Annotated in this window: 23 protein-coding genes; 2 read left to right on the forward strand and 21 right to left on the reverse strand. The window is 55.3% G+C overall.

Annotated elements, in window-relative coordinates:
* Positions 1–2 precede the first annotated feature (2 nt).
* The 20 genes from rplN to RDL77_RS24805 form a co-directional block, all read right to left on the reverse strand.
* Complete coding sequence (gene rplN, locus RDL77_RS01850) at positions 3–371, reverse strand: 50S ribosomal protein L14 (protein WP_008124924.1); 369 nt, start codon at positions 369–371, stop codon at positions 3–5.
* Between the two features lie 85 nt (positions 372–456).
* On the reverse strand, positions 457–699 hold the full coding sequence (rpsQ, locus tag RDL77_RS01855) for a 30S ribosomal protein S17 (RefSeq protein WP_099999158.1): 243 nt from the start codon (positions 697–699) through the stop codon (positions 457–459).
* A gap of 11 nt (positions 700–710) precedes the next feature.
* Positions 711–911, reverse strand: coding sequence for a 50S ribosomal protein L29 (gene rpmC, locus RDL77_RS01860; RefSeq protein ID WP_105732690.1), 201 nt, complete (start codon positions 909–911; stop codon positions 711–713).
* Positions 912–923: 12 nt separating this feature from the next.
* Complete coding sequence (gene rplP / locus RDL77_RS01865) at positions 924–1337, reverse strand: 50S ribosomal protein L16 (RefSeq protein WP_091877000.1); 414 nt, start codon at positions 1335–1337, stop codon at positions 924–926.
* A gap of 41 nt (positions 1338–1378) precedes the next feature.
* Positions 1379–2086, reverse strand: coding sequence for a 30S ribosomal protein S3 (gene rpsC / locus RDL77_RS01870; RefSeq protein ID WP_223613266.1), 708 nt, complete (start codon positions 2084–2086; stop codon positions 1379–1381).
* Positions 2086–2475, reverse strand: coding sequence for a 50S ribosomal protein L22 (rplV, locus tag RDL77_RS01875; protein WP_106716807.1), 390 nt, complete (start codon positions 2473–2475; stop codon positions 2086–2088). The genes rpsC and rplV overlap by 1 nt, the downstream gene beginning before the upstream one ends.
* A 2-nt stretch (positions 2476–2477) precedes the next feature.
* The gene (gene rpsS / locus RDL77_RS01880) at positions 2478–2756 is read right to left on the reverse strand and encodes a 30S ribosomal protein S19 (RefSeq protein WP_008124912.1); all 279 of its coding nucleotides are present in this window, start codon (positions 2754–2756) and stop codon (positions 2478–2480) included.
* Between the two features lie 15 nt (positions 2757–2771).
* Positions 2772–3605, reverse strand: coding sequence for a 50S ribosomal protein L2 (gene rplB / locus RDL77_RS01885; RefSeq protein ID WP_112526650.1), 834 nt, complete (start codon positions 3603–3605; stop codon positions 2772–2774).
* A gap of 20 nt (positions 3606–3625) precedes the next feature.
* Entirely contained in the window at positions 3626–3919 is a 294-nt protein-coding gene (locus RDL77_RS01890; protein ID WP_223613265.1) for a 50S ribosomal protein L23, read from the reverse strand.
* Entirely contained in the window at positions 3916–4536 is a 621-nt protein-coding gene (gene rplD / locus RDL77_RS01895) for a 50S ribosomal protein L4 (protein ID WP_223613264.1), read from the reverse strand. The genes RDL77_RS01890 and rplD overlap by 4 nt, the downstream gene beginning before the upstream one ends.
* Complete coding sequence (rplC, locus tag RDL77_RS01900; protein ID WP_105732685.1) at positions 4536–5273, reverse strand: 50S ribosomal protein L3; 738 nt, start codon at positions 5271–5273, stop codon at positions 4536–4538. The genes rplD and rplC overlap by 1 nt, the downstream gene beginning before the upstream one ends.
* 25 nt (positions 5274–5298) lie before the next feature.
* Entirely contained in the window at positions 5299–5607 is a 309-nt protein-coding gene (gene rpsJ, locus RDL77_RS01905; RefSeq protein ID WP_008124902.1) for a 30S ribosomal protein S10, read from the reverse strand.
* 62 nt (positions 5608–5669) lie between these two features.
* Complete coding sequence (gene tuf / locus RDL77_RS01910) at positions 5670–6845, reverse strand: elongation factor Tu (protein ID WP_223613248.1); 1176 nt, start codon at positions 6843–6845, stop codon at positions 5670–5672.
* Positions 6846–6910: 65 nt separating this feature from the next.
* On the reverse strand, positions 6911–8998 hold the full coding sequence (fusA, locus tag RDL77_RS01915; RefSeq protein ID WP_223613263.1) for an elongation factor G: 2088 nt from the start codon (positions 8996–8998) through the stop codon (positions 6911–6913).
* A gap of 33 nt (positions 8999–9031) precedes the next feature.
* Complete coding sequence (gene rpsG, locus RDL77_RS01920) at positions 9032–9502, reverse strand: 30S ribosomal protein S7 (protein ID WP_105732683.1); 471 nt, start codon at positions 9500–9502, stop codon at positions 9032–9034.
* A gap of 60 nt (positions 9503–9562) precedes the next feature.
* The gene (gene rpsL / locus RDL77_RS01925) at positions 9563–9934 is read right to left on the reverse strand and encodes a 30S ribosomal protein S12 (protein WP_008121760.1); all 372 of its coding nucleotides are present in this window, start codon (positions 9932–9934) and stop codon (positions 9563–9565) included.
* Between the two features lie 501 nt (positions 9935–10435).
* Positions 10436–11665 (reverse strand): YcaO-like family protein, encoded by a 1230-nt coding sequence (locus RDL77_RS01930; protein WP_308526347.1) that lies wholly within the window; start codon positions 11663–11665, stop codon positions 10436–10438.
* The gene (locus tag RDL77_RS01935) at positions 11592–12398 is read right to left on the reverse strand and encodes a nitroreductase family protein (RefSeq protein ID WP_288191597.1); all 807 of its coding nucleotides are present in this window, start codon (positions 12396–12398) and stop codon (positions 11592–11594) included. Before RDL77_RS01935 ends, RDL77_RS01930 begins: the two co-directional genes overlap by 74 nt.
* Complete coding sequence (locus tag RDL77_RS01940; protein ID WP_288191598.1) at positions 12388–13284, reverse strand: McbB family protein; 897 nt, start codon at positions 13282–13284, stop codon at positions 12388–12390. The genes RDL77_RS01935 and RDL77_RS01940 overlap by 11 nt, the downstream gene beginning before the upstream one ends.
* A 104-nt stretch (positions 13285–13388) precedes the next feature.
* Complete coding sequence (locus RDL77_RS24805; RefSeq protein ID WP_353884991.1) at positions 13389–13601, reverse strand: phazolicin family TOMM bacteriocin; 213 nt, start codon at positions 13599–13601, stop codon at positions 13389–13391.
* A gap of 159 nt (positions 13602–13760) precedes the next feature.
* Between RDL77_RS24805 and RDL77_RS01945 the strand changes: the two genes are divergently transcribed.
* Together RDL77_RS01945 and RDL77_RS01950 are read left to right on the forward strand one after the other, a co-directional pair.
* Positions 13761–15503: an ABC transporter ATP-binding protein gene (locus RDL77_RS01945; RefSeq protein ID WP_288191599.1), complete on the forward strand. Its 1743-nt coding sequence runs from the start codon at positions 13761–13763 to the stop codon at positions 15501–15503.
* Positions 15504–15527: 24 nt separating this feature from the next.
* Entirely contained in the window at positions 15528–15809 is a 282-nt protein-coding gene (locus RDL77_RS01950) for a hypothetical protein (RefSeq protein WP_130273172.1), read from the forward strand.
* A gap of 112 nt (positions 15810–15921) precedes the next feature.
* On the opposite strand, the gene rpoC is transcribed toward RDL77_RS01950, so the two are convergent.
* Positions 15922–20130: a DNA-directed RNA polymerase subunit beta' gene (gene rpoC, locus RDL77_RS01955; RefSeq protein WP_288191600.1), complete on the reverse strand. Its 4209-nt coding sequence runs from the start codon at positions 20128–20130 to the stop codon at positions 15922–15924.
* Positions 20131–20256 lie beyond the last annotated feature (126 nt).

A 20256-nucleotide genomic window follows, 5' to 3' on the forward strand; every position in this document is an offset into this window, starting at 1 on the left:
CTTTAGAGTACTTCTGGAGCCAGCGAGATGATCTTCATATGGCTCTTTGCGCGGAGTTCGCGCGGAACCGGTCCGAAGATACGCGTGCCGATAGGCTCTTTCTTGTTGTCGATCAGGACGGCGGCGTTCTTGTCGAAACGAATAACGCTCCCATCCGCGCGACGGATATCCTTGGCGGTACGAACAACCACCGCCTTCATCACGTCACCTTTTTTAACACGGCCGCGCGGAATTGCTTCCTTGATCGAAACGACAATAATGTCGCCGACCGAAGCATATTTCCGCTTCGAGCCGCCCAGCACCTTGATGCACATGACACGACGTGCGCCGGAATTATCCGCGACGTCGAGGTTTGTTTGCATCTGAATCATGACTAGCCGCCTTCTTCTTGTTCAACCGGACTGGGCTTTCCTTGCCCCTCGCGATTGTTGCGTACTTACATACAGATAATTAATATTAACTTGCTGGGGCGTCTGTAACGACAACCCAACGCTTGTCTTTCGAAATCGGCTTCGATTCCTGGATGGAAACGGCATCGCCGACTTTGAACTGGTTATTCTCGTCGTGCGCCTTGTACTTCTTGGACTGGCGCACAGTCTTCTGGAGGAGCGGGTGCGAATAGCGCCGCTCGACCTTGACCACGACGGTCTTGTCGTTTTTGTCGCTGACGACAACGCCCTGCAGAATGCGTTTAGGCATGGTTTTCTTCCTTAAGCCTTGCTCTCGACCGCTTTCTGGCGGGCGACTGTCTTGATGCGCGCGATATCACGGCGGATCTGCCGGACACGTGCGGTTTTTTCCAACTGGCCAGTCGCCTTCTGGAAGCGCAGGTTGAACTGCTCTTTCTTTAGCGTAGCCAACTCTTCATTCAACTGATCGAGGCTCAAGGCCCGGACTTCTGCGGATTTCATAGCATCCACCCCTTATTCTGCGATGCGCTGAATAAAGCGCGTCTTGACCGAAAGCTTGGCAGCACCAAGGCGAAGAGCCTCACGAGCCACATCTTCCGGAACGCCGTCGAGTTCAAACATGACGCGGCCTGGTGCTACACGAGATGCCCAGTAGTCCACGGAACCCTTACCTTTACCCATGCGGACTTCGGTAGGCTTCGATGTTACGGGCACATCCGGGAAAATCCGGATCCACACACGGCCGGCACGTTTCATGTGACGGGTAATTGCACGGCGAGCGGCTTCGATCTCACGCGCGGTAACGCGGTTCGGCTCGAGGGCCTTCAGGCCGAAAGCACCAAAATTAAGATCCGTGCCGCCTTTCGACGCGCCGTGGATACGGCCCTTGAACTGCTTGCGGAACTTTGTGCGCTTAGGCTGCAGCATTGTTCTCTACTCCAAAATTCTCTTTCCGGAAAGACGCTATTTTAAGCGTTTTCGCGGCGACGGTTCTGACCCTGATGACCATCACCTTCAACAGCGCGACGTTCGGAGGCCATTGGGTCATGCTCAAGGATCTCGCCCTTGAATACCCAGACCTTGACGCCGCAGATGCCGTAGGCGGTGTGTGCTTCAGCAGTTCCGTAGTCGATATCGGCACGAAGTGTATGCAAAGGCACACGGCCTTCACGGTACCATTCCATACGCGCAATTTCCGCGCCGCCGAGACGACCCGAGCAATTGATACGAATGCCTTCTGCACCAAGACGCATGGCCGACTGAACGGCACGCTTCATGGCACGGCGGAATGCAACACGGCGTTCCAGCTGCTGAGCGATAGACTGCGCAACCAGGACTGCATCTGTTTCCGGCTTGCGGACTTCAACGATATTGAGCGTTGTGTCTGCATTCGTCATTTCTGACAGCTTGCGGCGCAACTTCTCGATATCGGCGCCCTTCTTGCCGATGATCAGACCCGGACGTGCAGCGTGGATCGTCACGCGGCACTTCTTGTGCGGACGCTCGATCACCACCTTGGAAATGGCAGCCTGCTTCAGCTCGTCCATCAGATACTTGCGGATCTTCAGGTCTTCATGCAGCAGCTTGCCGTATTCACCCGTGTTCGCGTACCAACGCGAGTCCCAGGTCCGATTGATGCCAAGGCGGAAACCAATCGGATTAATCTTCTGGCCCATTATGCGGCCTCCCCTTTTTCCTCTGCTTCGCGGACAACGATCGTCAGATGCGAGAATGGCTTCTCGATCCGGCTTGCACGACCGCGGCCACGAACGTGGAAACGCTTCATCACGATTGACTTGCCTACGTAGGCTTCAGCAACAACCAGTGTGTCAACATCCAGGTCATGGTTGTTTTCAGCGTTGGCGATAGCTGATTCGAGAGTCTTTTTCACCGTTCCTGCAATCCGCTTGCGCGAAAATTCCAGATCGGCAAGAGCGGCGTTAACCTTCTTGCCACGGATCAGAGCAGCCACCAGATTTAGCTTCTGAGGGCTGATGCGGAGCGTACGGGCAACGGCTTTCGCCTCGTTGTCCTTAAGCTGGCGCGGAGCCTTAGCCTTGCCCATCTTTATTTCCTCTTCGCTTTCTTGTCCGCGCCGTGACCGTAATAGGTACGCGTCGGAGCGAATTCACCGAACTTGTGTCCGATCATCTCTTCGTTGACCGAAACCGGCACATGCTTGTTACCATTATACACACCGAAGGTCAGACCGACGAACTGTGGCAGGATCGTGGAGCGACGGCTCCAGATCTTGATAACTTCACTGCGACCGCCCTCACGTACCTTCTCAGCCTTCTTGAGAAGATAGCCATCGATGAACGGGCCTTTCCAAACTGAACGAGCCATTTCAGACTACCTCTCTTACTTCTTGCGCTGATGACGCGAACGAGCGATGAACTTGTCCGTCGACTTGTTGGAGCGCGTCTTCTTGCCCTTCGTGGGTTTGCCCCACGGAGAAACAGGATGACGACCACCTGACGTACGACCTTCACCACCACCGTGCGGGTGATCAACCGGGTTCATGGCAACACCGCGAACGTGCGGGCGCTTGCCAAGCCAACGACTGCGGCCGGCCTTACCAAGGCTGATATTGCCATGGTCAGGATTGGATACTGCACCGACCGTGGCGAAGCACGAACCGTGGACGAGGCGCTGTTCACCCGAATTCAGGCGAAGGATTGCCATGCCCTGGTCGCGGCCGACGAGCTGCGCATAGGTACCGGCGGAACGGGCGATCTGACCGCCCTTGCCTGGCTTCATCTCCACATTGTGGATGATGGTGCCGACCGGGATCGACGACAATGGCATCGCATTGCCTGGCTTCACGTCCGTCTGTGCGCCAGCGATAACGCTGTCGCCGACAGCCAGACGCTGCGGAGCCAGGATGTAGCTCAGCTCACCGTCTTCGTAGCGGATGAGAGCAATGAATGCGGTCCGGTTCGGATCGTATTCAAGGCGTTCAACCTTGGCAGCCACGTCATGCTTGCGGCGCTTGAAATCTACAAAGCGGTATGTGCGCTTGTGACCACCACCCTGGTAGCGTGCAGTGACGCGACCGGAGTTGTTACGACCACCCTTTGAATGAAGACCTTCGGTCAGCGCCTTGACAGGCTTGCCCTTGTAGAGCTCCGAGCGGTCCACGATGACCAGCTGACGCTGGCTTGGTGTGGTTGGATTATAATGTTTGAGTGCCATTGTCTTTACTCCACGGCCCCTCAGAGACCAGTCGAAACATCGATCGACTGCCCTTCGGCAAGCGTCACGATAGCTTTCTTGACATCACTCTGGCGCCCGACGATGCCGCGGAACCGCTTCACCTTGCCTTTGCGCACAGCTGTATTGACTGCAGTTACCTTCACGCGAAACAGCGCTTCGACTGCGGCCTTGATTTCCGGCTTCGTTGCCTTGCGGGCCACGTTGAAGACGACCTGGTTATGTTCGGAAACCAGGGTCGACTTTTCGGTGATAACCGGGCTGACGATCACGTCGTAATGGCGAAGATCGGTCATTTGAAACGCTCCTCGAGAGCTTCAACTGCAGCCTTGGAAAGCACGAGCTTGCCGCGACGCAGGATGTCATAAACATTGATGCCCTGAATTGGCAGAACATCGATGTTCGGGATGTTCGAAGCAGCGCGACGGAAATTCGCATCAATCTCGGCACCGCCGATGAGAAGCGCATTTTCGAAGCCCAGCTTGGCGAACTGCGAAACAAGTACCTTTGTCTTGGCATCGGTAGCGGCCAGCTCATCGATGATGATGAGCTCGGAAGCCTTTACCTTGGCAGACAGGGCATGACGGAGCGCAAGAGCGCGTACCTTCTTCGGCAGGTCATGTTCGTGGCTGTGAACAACCGGACCATGCGCCTTACCACCGCCGCGGAACTGCGGAGCACGTGCCGAATGGTGACGGGCGCGGCCCGTACCCTTCTGCTTGTACATCTTGGCGCCGGTGCGTGCGATTTCCGAACGACCCTTTGCCTTGTGTGTTCCCTGCTGCTTGCGGGCGAGCTGGTAACGGACCATGCGCTGAAGGATGTCGTCGCGTGGCTCAAGGCCGAAAATCTCTTCCGAGAGCTTCACCTTGCCGGCGTCTTTGCCTTCAAGTGTTGTAATTGTGAGATCCATTATACGGCTCCCTCAGTCGTCTGAGCTACTTCTGCATCAGACACAGCTGCTGCGGCGTTTGCGGCCTGGCGAACACCAGCTGGCTTGGGGGCCGTTGCCGGCAGCGCTACCTTGACGGCATCGCGTACCAGGATCCATGCACCCTTGGAGCCAGGAACAGCACCACGAACGAGAATAAGACCACGATCCAGATCCGTCGAAACGACTTCGATGTTCTGGGTCGTCACGCGGGTCTGACCCATGTGACCGGCCATCTTCTTGCCCTTGAACACTTTACCCGGGTCCTGACGCTGACCGGTCGAACCGTGAGCGCGGTGTGTTACCGAGTTACCGTGTGTGGCGCGGTGACCACCGAAGTTGTGGCGCTTCATCGAACCGGCAAAACCTTTACCGATCGACGTACCCGTCACATCAACCTTCTGACCAGCAACGAAATGCTCGGCCGTGATCTCAACACCGACATCCAAAAGGTTGTCGGCAGAAACGCGGAACTCGGCCACTTTCGCCTTTGGCTCAACGGAGGCCTTCGCGAAATGACCGCGCAATGCCTGCGTTGTATTCTTTACTTTGGCCAGTCCAACACCGAGCTGAACAGCTGTGTAGCCATTCTTCTCGACTGTACGCTGAGCCACGACATGGCAATTCTCCATACGAAGAACTGTCACAGGTACATGCTCGCCTGCGTCATTGTAGACGCGAGTCATGCCCAGCTTCTGTGCAATTACACCTGAACGCATCGGTTCGTCCTTCCGTCCTCAAGCCTTACAGCTTGATCTCGACATCAACACCAGCGGAAAGATCGAGCTTCATCAGCGCGTCTACTGTCTGCGGGGTTGGGTCTACGATATCGAGAAGACGCTTATGAGTGCGCATCTCGAACTGTTCGCGGCTCTTCTTGTCGATGTGCGGCGAGCGGTTTACTGTGAACTTCTCGATCCGTGTAGGAAGCGGGATCGGTCCGCGCACATTGGCACCGGTACGCTTGGCAGTCGACACGATTTCCCGCGTCGAATCGTCAAGGATCCGATGATCAAACGCCTTGAGGCGAATGCGGATGTTTTGACCGTTCATTTCATCTTTTCCTTGTTTAGCGGAGACGCCTATAGCAGGCGCCTCTGCATAAAACCTTAATATTATTCAATGATCGAAGCGACGATGCCTGCACCGACGGTGCGGCCACCTTCACGGATAGCGAAGCGCAGCTTCTCTTCCATTGCGATCGGCACGATCAGCGTCACATCAACCGAGATGTTGTCGCCGGGCATGACCATTTCCGTGCCTTCCGGCAGCGTCACCACGCCCGTCACGTCGGTCGTGCGGAAGTAGAACTGCGGACGGTAGTTGGAGAAGAATGGCGTATGACGGCCACCCTCGTCCTTCGTCAGGATATAGGCTTCTGCCTTGAACTTCGTGTGCGGCTTGACCGAACCTGGCTTGGCAAGGATCTGGCCGCGTTCGACGTCTTCACGGCCAACGCCGCGGATCAGCGCGCCGATGTTGTCGCCGGCCTGGCCCTGGTCGAGCAGCTTGCGGAACATTTCAACGCCGGTCACCGTCGTCTTCGTCGTCGGCTTGATGCCGATGATTTCAACTTCTTCACCAACCTTGACGATACCGCGTTCAACGCGGCCCGTCACAACCGTACCACGACCCGAGATCGAGAAAACGTCTTCGATCGGCATCAGGAACGGCTGGTCAACCGGACGCTCCGGTGTCGGGATGTACTTGTCGACTTCCGCCATCAGCGCGCGCACTGCGTCTTCGCCGATTTCCTTGTTGGAATCTTCCAGTGCGGCCAGCGCCGAACCCTTGACGATCGGCACATCGTCGCCCGGGAAGTCGTACTTCGACAGAAGCTCGCGCACTTCCAGTTCAACCAGTTCCAGAAGCTCGGCATCGTCAACCTGGTCGACCTTGTTCAGGAAAACCACGATCGCCGGAACGCCAACCTGACGGGCCAGCAGGATGTGCTCGCGCGTCTGCGGCATCGGGCCGTCGGCAGCCGATACAACCAGGATCGCGCCGTCCATCTGCGCCGCACCGGTGATCATGTTCTTCACATAGTCGGCGTGGCCGGGGCAATCGACGTGCGCGTAGTGGCGCGCTGCCGTCTCGTACTCGACGTGCGCCGTCGAAATGGTGATGCCGCGCGCCTTTTCTTCCGGTGCCGCGTCGATCTGGTCGTACGCCTTGTATTCACCGAAATACTTCGTAATCGCTGCCGTCAACGATGTCTTGCCATGGTCAACGTGACCAATCGTGCCGATGTTGACGTGCGGCTTGTTACGTTCAAACTTGCTCTTAGCCATCTGAGCTCTCCGTTATATGTTCGCCTGCTCAGGCTTAACTCAACTGTCACGCGCAACCGTTAGGGCTACGCAAACTTCTTCTGAATTTCCTGTGCGACTGCTGTCGGAACAGGTTCGTAGTGATCAAACTGCATCGTGTACTGTGCACGACCCTGGCTCATCGAACGCAGCGTGTTCACATAACCAAACATGTTGGCCAGCGGCACGTTTGCATTGACGACCGTAGCAATGCCACGGGCTTCGGTACCCGAAATCTGACCACGACGTGAATTCAGATCGCCGATTACGTCACCGACATAATCTTCAGGCGTTACAACTTCGACCTTCATGATCGGCTCGAGCAGCTGGGCACCAGCTTCGCGGGCAGCTTCGCGGAATGCCGCACGGCCTGCGATTTCGAATGCCAGAACCGACGAGTCGACATCATGGTAGGCACCGTCGATCAGCGTGGCTTTCACGCCGAGCATCGGGAAGCCTGCGAGCGGACCCGCACCCATGACGCTTTCAATACCCTTCTGAACGCCCGGAATGTATTCCTTCGGTACAGAGCCGCCGACGATCTTCGATTCGAAGATGAAATCGTCGCCATCGTGGGGTTCGAAGATGATCTTGACGCGAGCGAACTGACCCGAACCACCCGACTGCTTCTTGTGGGTGTAGTCCTGTTCCTTCTTGCGTGTGATCGATTCGCGGTAGGCAACCTGCGGCTGACCAACATTCGCCTCGACCTTGAACTCGCGACGCATACGGTCAACGAGAATGTCGAGATGAAGTTCGCCCATGCCGGCGATGATTGTCTGACCCGACTCTTCATCCGACTTGACGCGGAATGAAGGATCTTCAGCAGCAAGACGGTTCAGCGCAATGCCCATCTTTTCCTGGTCGGCCTTGGTCTTCGGCTCGATCGCGATTTCGATAACCGGATCGGGGAATTCCATGCGTTCCAGGATAACCGGCTTCAGCGGATCACAGAGCGTGTCACCTGTCGTTGTTTCTTTCAGGCCTGCCAGAGCAACGATGTCGCCGGCAAACGCTTCTTCAATGTCTTCACGCGAGTTGGAATGCATCTGCAGCATACGGCCGATACGTTCGCGCTTGTTCTTGACTGTGTTGTCGAGCGAAACGCCCTTGGTCAGCTTGCCGGAATAGATGCGGCAGAAAGTCAGCGAACCAACGAACGGATCGTTCATGATCTTGAATGCGAGCATCGACAGAGGCTCTTCATCCGAAGACTTGCGGGTTGTCTCGCCATCGGTCTTCGGGTCGATACCCTTGATCGAAGGAACGTCAACCGGCGAAGGCAGGAATTCAACAACACCATCAAGCAGAGGCTGTACGCCCTTGTTCTTGAAGGCCGAACCGCAGAATACCGGATGGAATTCAACACGGCAGGTGCCGGTGCGGATCAGAGCGCGCAGAGCATCATTGTCAGGCATGTTGCCTTCCAGATACGCTTCCATCGCAGCTTCATCGACTTCAACGGCGGCTTCAATCAGCTTTTCGCGGTATTCTTCAGCCTTGGCTTGCAGATCAGCAGGGATCTCAACGACATCCCACTGCGCACCCAGCTGCTCATCGCGCCAGACCAGAGCCTTCATTTCGATCAGATCGACGACGCCCTTGAATTCTGTCTCTGCACCGATCGGCAGCTGCATGACAACAGCCTTGGCACCAAGACGGGTCTTGACCATTTCAACGCAGCGATCGAAATCGGCGCCGGTCTTGTCCATCTTGTTGACGAAGATCATGCGCGGAACATGATACTTCTCAGCCTGACGCCAAACGGTTTCCGTCTGCGGCTCTACGCCGGCATTGGCATCGAGCAGTGCAATCGCACCGTCGAGAACGCGCAGCGAGCGCTCGACTTCAATCGTGAAGTCGACGTGGCCTGGCGTGTCGATGATGTTGAAGCGACGCTTCTTGCCATCGCGGCCTGTCCAGTAGGTGGTGGTTGCAGCGGAAGTGATCGTGATGCCACGCTCCTGCTCCTGCTCCATCCAATCCATGGTTGCAGCGCCATCATGGACTTCACCGATTTTGTGCGACTTGCCGGTGTAATAAAGAATACGCTCGGTGGTCGTGGTCTTGCCGGCGTCGATGTGCGCCATAATACCGAAATTACGGTAGTCTTCGATTTTATATTCGCGGGCCATGATATGGTGCCTTCAAGAATAGGGTTTCGACGATTACCAGCGGTAATGCGAGAATGCGCGGTTGGCTTCTGCCATGCGATGCGTGTCTTCACGCTTCTTCACAGCTGAGCCACGGTTGTTTGCCGCATCCAGGAGTTCGCCGGACAGGCGATCAATCATCGTGGTCTCATTGCGACCGCGAGCAGCATTGATCAGCCAACGGATGGCAAGAGCCTGACGACGCTCTGGACGAACATCGACCGGAACCTGGTATGTTGCACCACCAACACGGCGCGAGCGCACTTCAACGTGCGGCGCAACATTGTCGAGGGCCTGATGGAACAGGGCAACCGGCTCCTGCTTGCTCTTGGCTTCAACCGACTCAAGCGCACCGTAAACGATACGCTCAGCGATCGACTTCTTGCCATGATGCATGACTGCATTCATGAACTTGGTCAGAACGAGATCGCCGAACTTTGGATCCGGGTTGATCTCACGCTTTTCTGCACTATGGCGTCTGGACATACTTTTTGTCTCTTATCTGCATCGGGTTGACCTACCTGGTGGCCAAAGTCCCGGAAAATCTTACTTCGGACGCTTTGCACCGTACTTGGAACGGCGCTGCTTACGGTTCTTGACGCCCTGCGTATCGAGAACACCACGGATGATGTGGTAACGAACGCCCGGCAAATCCTTGACACGGCCGCCGCGGATCATCACGACAGAGTGTTCCTGAAGGTTGTGGCCTTCACCCGGAATGTATCCAATAACTTCGAAGCCATTCGTCAAACGCACCTTGGCAACCTTACGCAGAGCCGAGTTCGGCTTCTTCGGGGTCGTCGTATAGACGCGGGTGCAAACGCCGCGCTTCTGCGGGTTTTCCTGCAGGGCAGGAACTTTATTGCGCTTTACCGGCGCAGTGCGCGGCTTGCGGATCAACTGGTTTACGGTAGGCATTCAACCTTCCCTCTTTGTAATGCGTATCAAAGCGCACGCGCTTCGGCACAAATCTCGTATCTTCGCCCGTCAGGGCCGTTTCAGCGCCATGCTCATGCACGAATTCGGGCAACTAAACCACCGCGAGGGTGGTTGCCCGAATAAAAGCAGAGGAAGCCTTAAGAGCTTCATGCGAGCGGCAAATTGCATTTCGATCGTAAAACGAACCCTGTTTGAGATGAACTCCAGAGCGTGTCGCTCCGAAACGGCCAATCTCACATCGGCTCAGATGTGCTGCTGATACTTTGTCCCCTGCTCCACGTCAAGCCTGAACTCCAAATTTTGTTAAGGTTTGGAGCGTTTCGGGGCACTTTGCGGCCTGATGGTAAGATTGTTTCGCCGGACCACCATTAATTCAAGTTAAATTTCTCTTTCTTCACAGCGATTTTGAGAGTCGCTGCAACAGGCAGCACCCGCGAGTCGCAGGGCTGCCAGAATCATGACCTTCCAGGCGTTCTTGCACTAGCTGAAAGGCATAGACGTCAGCCGCAGGGGCCTATCCCTAGCAATTGTTTGAAGCCAACGGTTCTGGTTGTTGTTGCCTGCCCCCGGATTCATGTGAATGAAGAAGTCCGGAGAGAACAATTTACAGAATGTGAGTTTGCTAAGTCCCATGTATTGGCTTTGTGAGAAGGCAAACATGCTCTTGCTGACGTCCAGCAAAGACTGTCTCAGTTCAACCAGAGACCCATCTTCGCCATTCAAGCCAAACAACGGAGCTACCTCCAGATCCAGGTCATAGTCGCTGCGGTTGGCTTTCTGAAAACATTCCTTGAGTTCCCCTCCACCATACTCCGTGGAATCGAAGAAATTCATCTGTGGAAGGAGGACACTCGTCTGCCAAACCTCCGTAAGTGCTTTTGAAAGCGCGGCTTGCCACGAAAACGCTGCTGAAGCGCCGCATGCAAATTGCACGAAGTCGGATTCGGACCGTGCCTTGTAGACCACAAACAAGACATGCGCCCCCTTGAGAAATGAAATGTTGTAGCAGCGCAGCATTCCCCGCATGCTCAACCGCTGCAGCAATGTTTTGATCCTCCGATCTGCAACGTTGTCGGGCTCCAGCACGGACAGTGCCTGACATCGCTTCGAAGCCCACATCGCGGCCAGACTTTGCCGTTCGACAAATTCAAGGACGGCATTTTGGAACGCTGCCTCCTTGTTGACGTGAAGCGCCGATCCGGATGTGTCGCGGGTTGGAACAAATTGCTGGTCCTTCGTAGTGTGAAGGGAAAACAGTATCCGTGGCAGCCGCACCGTCTCGCCCGAGCTCAGATCAAGAACCTCAACAGTATCAAACCTGTGCCCGGCAACGGATTGGCCGGTCTGCTCGTCGCCACACGCCTCAGTTATCGCGGCGTTCAATGCACTCTTCGTTTCCAGCGAAACGTTCAATTCATTGATGGTAGCATAACCGCTTGACCCGATACTTCGGTACGCAACAAAGCGCTCCATATACTCTCCGAAAGCCTTGAGATGTATGTCTGGTCCGTAGCCAAAGCCGTGCCCTTGTATACGGCTACTGTCGTGCGCTCCAAAAACGCAAGGTTCCGATATGAGTGGCGGGCTCGATGCCTCAACGGCAAACTGCGGTACCGCTGTGATCACTGGTCGAAATCTATGCTGGATTACCATCTTGTTTCTTTTCGAACCCGAATGCCTGAACAATAGTCGGCAGCAGCAATCGGCCATCCAGATGACACATGTGTGCAATCTGGCGCTCGGGGAAGCCTGACAGGACGCGCGATGAAACGCCCACAGATTGGGCGCAAGACAGCATATTCTGGTACATCGATCCCACCTCAAGAAGTGAGAGCCTGTAGCCGCGCGTACGATATTTGAAGATCGATTTTTTCAGGTTGACGCAGTAGAGAACATAGAAAGACGGATTTGGTACGTCGCTCAGGCCGGAAAAATCAGACGCTGAAACATGCGCGGTCAGTTGTTCGAATGCATTGGACACGGGAAGAAAATGGAAGGCTGACAATCTCTGCCCTTCCTGAACCCGAGGGCCGGTAATCAAGATTGCCTCTACCGCATAGAGCGCTCCACCGGAGGGATAGGGTCGCCGCCTCTGCTGATCGGCTGCCAGTGCCTGATTGAATATGCGGCCGATCAATGAAAACGCAATCTCAATGCCTTCATCGCCATGGTGCAGCGACGCGAAACGCGTGATATTGCAGATGGGCTTTTCCTGCGGGATTTCGATGGTCTGGGTAAGGTGGGAAAATCTTGCTTCGGTAAACTCGGCACGCTTCAAATGGTTGTTTGTCACCGCGGAAAAGCCAAATAAATTCTCAAATCCAGAGCCGACCGGGGTCACGCAGGCCTGATGGAATTCCCTCACGTGGTATTCCACATCGGCATCAACGAACTGACTGGCGAAGCCGATTTGATTCAACGATGCGGTTTCGTCAGTTTTCATGATCGGCTCTCCCCATTGGGCTGGGCGGCGAAACGGCCCAGTCACGCATGGACGAGCTGAAACTTGAGTGATTGGCGCGATGGCGTTGAATATGTCCGCTATCCAGATTCATCTCCGTGACTGTACCCAGATCATCGGAGAAGACGGGAACCATTTCAGACGCGATCAATTGCCGGAAGCGGGTGTAAAGCAAATGCAGGGCAGCGCTCTCTTCAAGAGAAGACCTTGGCAAGGTTGGGACCGTAGTGGTGCTGACCGCACTTGCATGAGCGAAGAAAACATCCGCCCAGCTGGAAGGTTTGAATTTGGATGATCGATCGAGACCCGCAAGATTGTAGAGCGAACTGAAATGGTCGGGCAGCGCCATCCGCACCGAATAAAACCCGTCAATCACAAAGTGCCTCAATACAAAGTAGGCGTGCAAGAGAAACAGATCCGGTTTGTGATGACAGAGATCGACAATGGCGCGCGCCAATCCATGATCATATTGCGCCTGGACACAGATGAGTATTGTTGGTCCTGAAATGTCACCCAGTTCATCAATGATGACGACGTCGACAGCATCATTCCTCTCGATTTGCGCGGCAACCATAACTGCCATGGCCCCGTCTGTTGAATAGACCACAACCCGCACATCATCGCGATACCGCTTCAATATGTTGATTCTTTCAAGAAAACTCCGGCCAGCCCTGGGGTCAATATTCTGATCTGCAAAGAGTTGATCAATGGCTGGTTGATTTGTCGAGACGCCCAATGCCTTGAGATGCGTCAGCACATCGATCATCGAGTGGTCATGCAGGCGTGTGACACCGGATGGCGTGCATATGAAAGGCATGCCGTCATCTTCACCGACGATTTTGGCATAGGGCTGAATGTTAAATCGCATCCTCAACCTCCAGATTTGGAGTGGTCCGTGGCGCCCTGGATCAATGCAACAATGTTGTCAGCTAAAAAGAGGCGGTACGCGCAGCTTGGGTACCGCCCCTGGGCTTAGGTGCTCCACCCCTTGCTCGAGGCCGAAGAACTGCTGCTTTTGCCGGATGCACCGCATCTGCTGCTGCTATCACATTTTGCGCTGCTACTCGATTTCGAGCTACCTGGGCTTACGCCACTCAGTCCGCCGCTTGCCATGGTCGCGTTGTCATCATCGTCGAACTCGACTTGATCGCCGAATTGTCCTGGGCTCAGAAAATGGATCAACATTCCATATCTCCTTGGAAATTTGCAACAAGCACATCATATCGAATTGCATCGCTATGTATATTATACGTTAGTCCCATAGATAAACGACTGGAATTCGGCCAATATGGCTCGTATCATTTCGACTTTAATAATATAATTCTTATGTAACGGGAAAATTTCGTGAATGAATCCGCCGTATTCAGATATTCCTTTTTAATAATATTCAAAAGTAGAAGACAGTTTGCACTGTTACTTATTTTGATCGGAACAATCACCATAGTCAGTGCGGCAATGTCTGCCATTCCGATACTGTTTGCAAAGGGCATCGATCTCCTGTCTGAGGGGCGTGACATGGAAGCCGGTATATCTCTTATTCTTGCGTTTTCCGTAAGCTTGCTGATCACCTCCATCATCTCTCAATTCGAATGGCTGACATTTGGTCCATTCAATCTCCGTTTGCAACGCCACCTCACGCTGAACGTCTTCAACCATGCGTTGTCGCTTCCCTATCATGCGATGCGGGAACACACGTCTCATGAGCTAGGCCGTATCGTTGAAAAGGGGCTCGATGCCATCCGGGATATTACATCGAGCCTTGCCTTTTCCGTTGCACCGACGATCGTCGAGCTGATGATTGCGGGATTTGTCATCGCAATCATGGTCGATCCATGGATCGCAGTGCTGTTGATTGTCGCTCTTTGCGTCTATGGATACCTGGCAAACCTGTCGGCGATCCGCATACGGGCCGCGACTGAAGACGCCATGGAAAGCGGCACCGCCGCCTGGACATACGGGCTTGATGCCCTCGTCAACGCAGATCATGTACAGCAAGCGAACTTGCGCACGGCAATCATCGAGCAGCTCAACAAGAAGCTGAAGACAAATGACGGGCACTGGAAAGTGACCTTCACCCAGCGTGTTTACTACGGCGTATGGCAAACGATCATATTCGGCGGCGTCGTGATTTGGGTTCTATGGCACGGTGCGCTGGACGTTTCGACAAGTTCGCTCACGGTTGGCGAACTTGTGTTGATCAATACCTACATCATCCGGCTGCTGCAGCCCGTCGAGACATTGGCGCGTGTCTATAGGGAAATACATGCTTCTGCCGGAGAAGCGACCTTGTTGATGCGTCTTCTTGCGGAAAATCCAGTTCCTGCGGCGCAGAGTTCTGATTTGCCGGTAGCCGACAGACCCTGGGCTTTGCAACTCACCAATCTAGGGATCACGATAGGCGCGACTCCCGTGATTGTCGGCCTGGACCTTTCGATCGCCGCAGCCAGCCGACTGTTCATCGTCGGTGCGTCCGGCACGGGAAAAAGCAGTCTTCTGCGCGTTCTGGGGTGTCTGGTTCCCCCATCGACCGGACATTTCACCATTGAGAACGTCGATCTGACACAGACCAACGCTGAAGCATTCCGAAATGGTATCGCGGTGGCTTACCAGGACAGCCTTTTGTTTGATATGACAATCAGAGAAAATATCGCCCTTGGTTCCGGCGCACCGAACGATGCAATTGAAGCCATCATGTCGGTATTGGGATTGCGTGAGGTCCTGGACCGGCATGATGGCGAGAACGAGCCGACCGTGGGGGAACGCGGCAACAGACTATCCGGCGGCGAGAAACAACGCATATCCTTGGCTCGTGCACTCCTGAAACCTTCCAATCTCTTGCTGTTGGATGAACCGACAACCGCGCTGGATGAAGTAAATCGCTCGCGCGTGGTCCTGGCATTGAACAATCGTGAAAACAGGCAGACCGAGATTATAATCACCCATGACATAAAGTTGATCGGACCAAATGATACCGTCCTCTATTTGATTGGACCGGGAAAAACTCTTTGTGGGCCCCATATCGATCTGCTTGGCTGCAAAGAATATTCTGATTTCATAAATGGTACGATTTCATTACAGACAGAATGACGATCAAACTCTGGAATCAATTCTATGCCAACAGATAATCCCGAACCGAAAACAGTCCACCTCATCGTTGCCGACGTCTGGAAGAAAGGCGAGGAAGAGCCGCTGCAGGTGCATGTTCTCCTGATGAACGACGATGCCGACGGGCTGGTTGAAACCGCCCTGCAGATTCTGGCCAATGAAGGCTATGAAGAAGCTGAACTCTTGGAGATCGGCACGCTGACAAGCGAGCCGGAGGAAGAACCCCACCTCTCCGCCTGGAAAACCGCCCTCACCGGCCAGGCCGCGCTGATCGAGTTTGACGAATAACGCCGAGGATACTGAACAGTTTCTTCGTTTGCCCATCAGCATTCATGTCATAGCCCAAACAAAAAGGCCGCCCCGAAAGGCGGCCTTTTCAATGTCGTCGTGTGCAACCGGCTTATTCGGCCGGGGTGCCTGTCATATCGGTCAGCATGGCGTCGACCTTGGCAGCACCGGCTCCGCTTTCCTTGCGGCGCTCGTCGATGATCAGCTCGTCGCGGGCACCGGCAATGCGGCGGATCTGCTTGACCGTTCCACCCGTACCAGCCGGGATCAGACGGCCAACGATGACGTTTTCCTTCAGGCCCTGCAGCGCATCCATCTTGCCGGCAACGGCAGCTTCCGTGAGGACGCGTGTCGTTTCCTGGAAGGACGCAGCCGAGATGAAGGACGGCGTCTGCAGCGAAGCCTTGGTGATACCCAGGAGAACCGGAGTACCGTAGCCTGGCTTCTTGCCATCTTCCTCGAGACGTTCGTTGATCTCGTCCAGCTCGATCCGGTCGACATGGTCACCGGCGATGAAACCAGTGTCACCGGATTCGGTGATTTCGACCTTCTGCAGCATCTGGCGGACAATCACTTCGATGTGCTTGTCGTTGATCAGAACGCCCTGCAGACGATAGACTTCCTGGATTTCATTGACGAGATACGAAGCGAGTGCTTCCACGCCCTTGATGGCCAGAATGTCATGCGGTGCCGGGTTGCCGTCGAGGATGTAATCGCCCTTTTCGATCGCATCGCCATCCTGAAGATGGAAAGGCTTGCCCTTGGGGATCAGATACTCAACTGGCTCGAGCGTCTCGTCGTTCGGTTCAATGACGATGCGGCGCTTGTTCTTGTAGTCGCGGCCAAAACGAACCGTACCATCGATTTCGGCGATGATCGCATGGTCCTTCGGACGGCGTGCTTCGAACAGGTCCGCAACGCGCGGCAGACCACCGGTGATGTCCTTGGTCTTGGCGCTTTCCATCGGGATACGGGCAAGAACGTCACCCGCCTTCACGTGCGAGCCGGGCTCAACCGACAGGATCGATTCAACCGACAGCTGGAAGCGTGCATCGCCGCCCTTTGCCAGTTTCAGAACCTTGCCGGCCTTGTCCTTGACAACGATGCAAGGCTTCAGGTCCGAACCGCGCGGTGTCGAACGCCAGTCGATGACCACGCGCTTGGTGATACCGGTGGACTCGTCCGTCGTTTCCGAAACGGAGAGACCGTCGACCATGTCTTCGAATTCGACATGACCTTCGACTTCCGTCATGACCGGGCGGGTATAAGGATCCCACTCGGCAACGCGCTGGCCGCGCTTAACCGTATCGCCGTCATCGACATAGATACGCGAACCGTAGGTGACGCGGTGTGTCGCCCGTTCCTTGCCTGTCGCATCAAGAATGACAACAGCCATGTTACGGCCCATGACAACCAGATGGCCGTCGGAGTTGCGAACCACATTGCGGTTACGGATCTGCACCGTACCTTCATAGCTGGCTTCGAGGAACGACTGATCCACAACCTGCGCCGTACCACCAAGGTGGAACGTACGCATCGTCAGCTGCGTGCCTGGCTCACCGATCGACTGAGCGGCGATAACGCCGACAGCTTCACCCTGGTTCACTGGCGTACCACGGGCCAGATCGCGGCCGTAGCACTTGGCGCAGATGCCGCCACGGGTCTCACAGGTGAGAGCCGAACGGATGCGGATGGACTGGACGCCCGCCTTTTCGATGGCATCGATATCGAACTCGTCGATGATGTTGCCGCCGGTAACCAGAACGTCACCCGTCAGCGGATGCAGGATGTCTTCGAGCGCCGTACGGCCGAGAACACGCTGGCCAATGGTCGCAACGACCTGACCGGCATCAACGATCGGCTGCATGGTGAGGCCCGTTGTCGTGCCGCAATCCACGGAGATGACGATGCAATCCTGCGCGACGTCGACGAGACGACGTGTCAGGTAACCGGAGTTGGCCGTCTTCAAGGCGGTATCGGCAAGACCCTTACGGGCACCGTGGGTCGAGTTGAAGTACTCGTTCACGGTCAGGCCTTCCTTGAAGTTCGAAATGATCGGCGTTTCGATGATTTCGCCCGAAGGCTTGGCCATCAGTCCGCGCATGCCGCCCAGCTGGCGCATCTGGTTCGGCGAACCACGAGCACCCGAGTGCGACATCATGTAGATCGAGTTCATCTGCTTCTGGCGACCAGTCACAGGATCGAACTCGACAGCCTTAATGCGGGCCATCATTTCGTCGGCGACCTTCTCGGTGCACTTGCCCCAGGCGTCGACGACCTTGTTGTACTTCTCGCCCTGGGTGATCAGGCCGTCATTGTACTGCTGTTCGTATTCGGTCGCCAAAGCTTCGGTCTCGGCAACGAGCTTTGCCTTGGTTTCCGGAATGACCATGTCGTCCTTGCCGAAGGAAATACCGGCACGGCAGGCGTGGCTGAAACCGAGCTGCATGATACGATCGCAGAAAATGACCGTCTCTTTCTGTCCGCAATGGCGATAGACCGTGTCGATCATCTTGGAGATGTTCTTCTTGGTCATTTCCTGGTTGCAGATGTCGAAAGGCACGTTGTGGTGCTTCGGCAGCAGCTCACCGATGATCATGCGGCCAGGCGTCGTGTCGAAAATCTTCGACGTCGGCTTGCCGTCCGCATCAATGCTCTTGAAGCGGCCCTTGATCTTGGTGTGCAGGGTGACAGCACCGCTGCCAATGGCGTGATGCAGTTCACCGATATCGGCAAAAGCCATGCCTTCGCCCGGCTCTTTCGCCGCAACGATCGACAGATAGTACAGGCCCAGAACCATGTCCTGCGACGGAACGATAACCGGCAGACCGTTTGCAGGGTGCAGGATGTTGTTCGTCGACATCATCAGAACGCGGGCTTCAAGCTGCGCTTCCAGGGAAAGCGGAACGTGAACAGCCATCTGGTCGCCGTCGAAATCCGCGTTGAAAGCGGTACAGACGAGCGGATGCAGCTGGATTGCCTTGCCTTCGATCAGGATGGGTTCGAACGCCTGGATGCCAAGACGGTGCAGCGTCGGCGCACGGTTCAGGAGAACCGGGTGCTCGCGGATGACTTCGTCAAGGATATCCCAGACTTCCGGCTTTTCCTTTTCAACCAGCTTCTTCGCCTGCTTGACGGTCGAGGAATAACCCTTGGCGTCGAGACGGGCATAGATGAACGGCTTGAACAGTTCGAGCGCCATCTTCTTCGGCAGACCGCACTGGTGCAGCTTCAGTTCCGGACCGGTCACGATGACCGAACGGCCGGAATAGTCGACGCGCTTGCCGAGCAGGTTCTGGCGGAAGCGGCCCTGCTTGCCCTTGAGCATGTCGGACAGCGACTTCAGCGGACGCTTGTTGGCACCGGTGATGACGCGGCCGCGACGGCCGTTGTCGAACAGTGCATCAACCGATTCCTGAAGCATGCGCTTCTCGTTGCGGATGATGATGCCGGGTGCGCGCAGTTCGATCAGGCGCTTCAGACGGTTGTTACGGTTGATCACACGACGATAGAGATCGTTGAGATCGGACGTCGCAAAACGGCCGCCATCCAGCGGAACAAGCGGACGCAGGTCCGGCGGAATGACTGGAACGATCTTCATGATCATCCATTCCGGACGGTTACCCGATTCCAGGAAGTTTTCGACGATCTTCAGACGCTTCATCAGCTTCTTCTGCTTCAGATCCGAAGTTGTTGTCGCCAGCTCTTCACGCAGATCGCCGGCAATCTTCTCCAGATCCATGGAAGCCAGAAGCTCATGGATAGCTTCCGCGCCGATCAGTGCCGTGAAGGAATCTTCACCGAACTCATCGACAGCGATCATGTATTCTTCCTCTGAAAGCAGCTGATGCTCTTTCAGGGATGTCAGGCCGGGTTCGGTCACGATGTAGTTCTCGAAATAGAGAACGCGCTCGATGCCCTTGAGGGTCATGTCGAGCAATGTGCCGATACGGCTTGGCAGAGACTTCAGGAACCAGATGTGCGCAACCGGAGCTGCGAGTTCGATATGGCCCATGCGCTCACGGCGAACGCGCGACAGCGTTACTTCCACGCCGCACTTTTCGCAGATGATGCCCTTGTATTTCATGCGCTTGTACTTGCCGCACAAGCATTCATAGTCCTTGATCGGCCCGAAGATCCGAGCACAGAAGAGACCATCCCGCTCAGGCTTGAATGTGCGGTAGTTGATCGTCTCCGGCTTCTTGATCTCACCGTATGACCAGGACAGAATCTTCTCAGGGCTGGCAATCGAAATCCGGATGGAATCGAATGCCTGTACAGGTACCTGAGGATTGAAAAGATTCATGACCTCTTGGTTCATGCCGTTTCTCCATGGGGCAAAAATTGCCCTCTGCTTGCGATGGAATGATCCGCCGTCGCGGGTCCATCTAGATCAAATGCCGCTTCTGCAGCGGCTCGAAACAAAATGGTCGGGTGCGCGGCAAAC

It is taken from the genome of uncultured Phyllobacterium sp. (assembly GCF_902479695.1).
GTDB lineage: Bacteria > Pseudomonadota > Alphaproteobacteria > Rhizobiales > Rhizobiaceae > Phyllobacterium > Phyllobacterium calauticae.

Coding starts and splice junctions, on each gene's coding strand:
- rplN (WP_008124924.1), bottom strand. CDS start 371: ATGATTCAGATGCAAACAAACCTCGACGTCGCGGATAATTCCGGCGCA.
- rpsQ (WP_099999158.1), bottom strand. CDS start 699: ATGCCTAAACGCATTCTGCAGGGCGTTGTCGTCAGCGACAAAAACGAC.
- rpmC (WP_105732690.1), bottom strand. CDS start 911: ATGAAATCCGCAGAAGTCCGGGCCTTGAGCCTCGATCAGTTGAATGAA.
- rplP (WP_091877000.1), bottom strand. CDS start 1,337: ATGCTGCAGCCTAAGCGCACAAAGTTCCGCAAGCAGTTCAAGGGCCGT.
- rpsC (WP_223613266.1), bottom strand. CDS start 2,086: ATGGGCCAGAAGATTAATCCGATTGGTTTCCGCCTTGGCATCAATCGG.
- rplV (WP_106716807.1), bottom strand. CDS start 2,475: ATGGGCAAGGCTAAGGCTCCGCGCCAGCTTAAGGACAACGAGGCGAAA.
- rpsS (WP_008124912.1), bottom strand. CDS start 2,756: ATGGCTCGTTCAGTTTGGAAAGGCCCGTTCATCGATGGCTATCTTCTC.
- rplB (WP_112526650.1), bottom strand. CDS start 3,605: ATGGCACTCAAACATTATAATCCAACCACACCAAGCCAGCGTCAGCTG.
- RDL77_RS01890 (WP_223613265.1), bottom strand. CDS start 3,919: ATGACCGATCTTCGCCATTACGACGTGATCGTCAGCCCGGTTATCACC.
- rplD (WP_223613264.1), bottom strand. CDS start 4,536: ATGGATCTCACAATTACAACACTTGAAGGCAAAGACGCCGGCAAGGTG.
- rplC (WP_105732685.1), bottom strand. CDS start 5,273: ATGCGTTCAGGTGTAATTGCACAGAAGCTGGGCATGACTCGCGTCTAC.
- rpsJ (WP_008124902.1), bottom strand. CDS start 5,607: ATGAACGGTCAAAACATCCGCATTCGCCTCAAGGCGTTTGATCATCGG.
- tuf (WP_223613248.1), bottom strand. CDS start 6,845: ATGGCTAAGAGCAAGTTTGAACGTAACAAGCCGCACGTCAACATCGGC.
- fusA (WP_223613263.1), bottom strand. CDS start 8,998: ATGGCCCGCGAATATAAAATCGAAGACTACCGTAATTTCGGTATTATG.
- rpsG (WP_105732683.1), bottom strand. CDS start 9,502: ATGTCCAGACGCCATAGTGCAGAAAAGCGTGAGATCAACCCGGATCCA.
- rpsL (WP_008121760.1), bottom strand. CDS start 9,934: ATGCCTACCGTAAACCAGTTGATCCGCAAGCCGCGCACTGCGCCGGTA.
- RDL77_RS01930 (WP_308526347.1), bottom strand. CDS start 11,665: ATGGCCGATTGCTGCTGCCGACTATTGTTCAGGCATTCGGGTTCGAAA.
- RDL77_RS01935 (WP_288191597.1), bottom strand. CDS start 12,398: ATGAAAACTGACGAAACCGCATCGTTGAATCAAATCGGCTTCGCCAGT.
- RDL77_RS01940 (WP_288191598.1), bottom strand. CDS start 13,284: ATGCGATTTAACATTCAGCCCTATGCCAAAATCGTCGGTGAAGATGAC.
- RDL77_RS24805 (WP_353884991.1), bottom strand. CDS start 13,601: ATGTTGATCCATTTTCTGAGCCCAGGACAATTCGGCGATCAAGTCGAG.
- RDL77_RS01950 (WP_130273172.1), top strand. CDS start 15,528: ATGCCAACAGATAATCCCGAACCGAAAACAGTCCACCTCATCGTTGCC.
- rpoC (WP_288191600.1), bottom strand. CDS start 20,130: ATGAACCAAGAGGTCATGAATCTTTTCAATCCTCAGGTACCTGTACAG.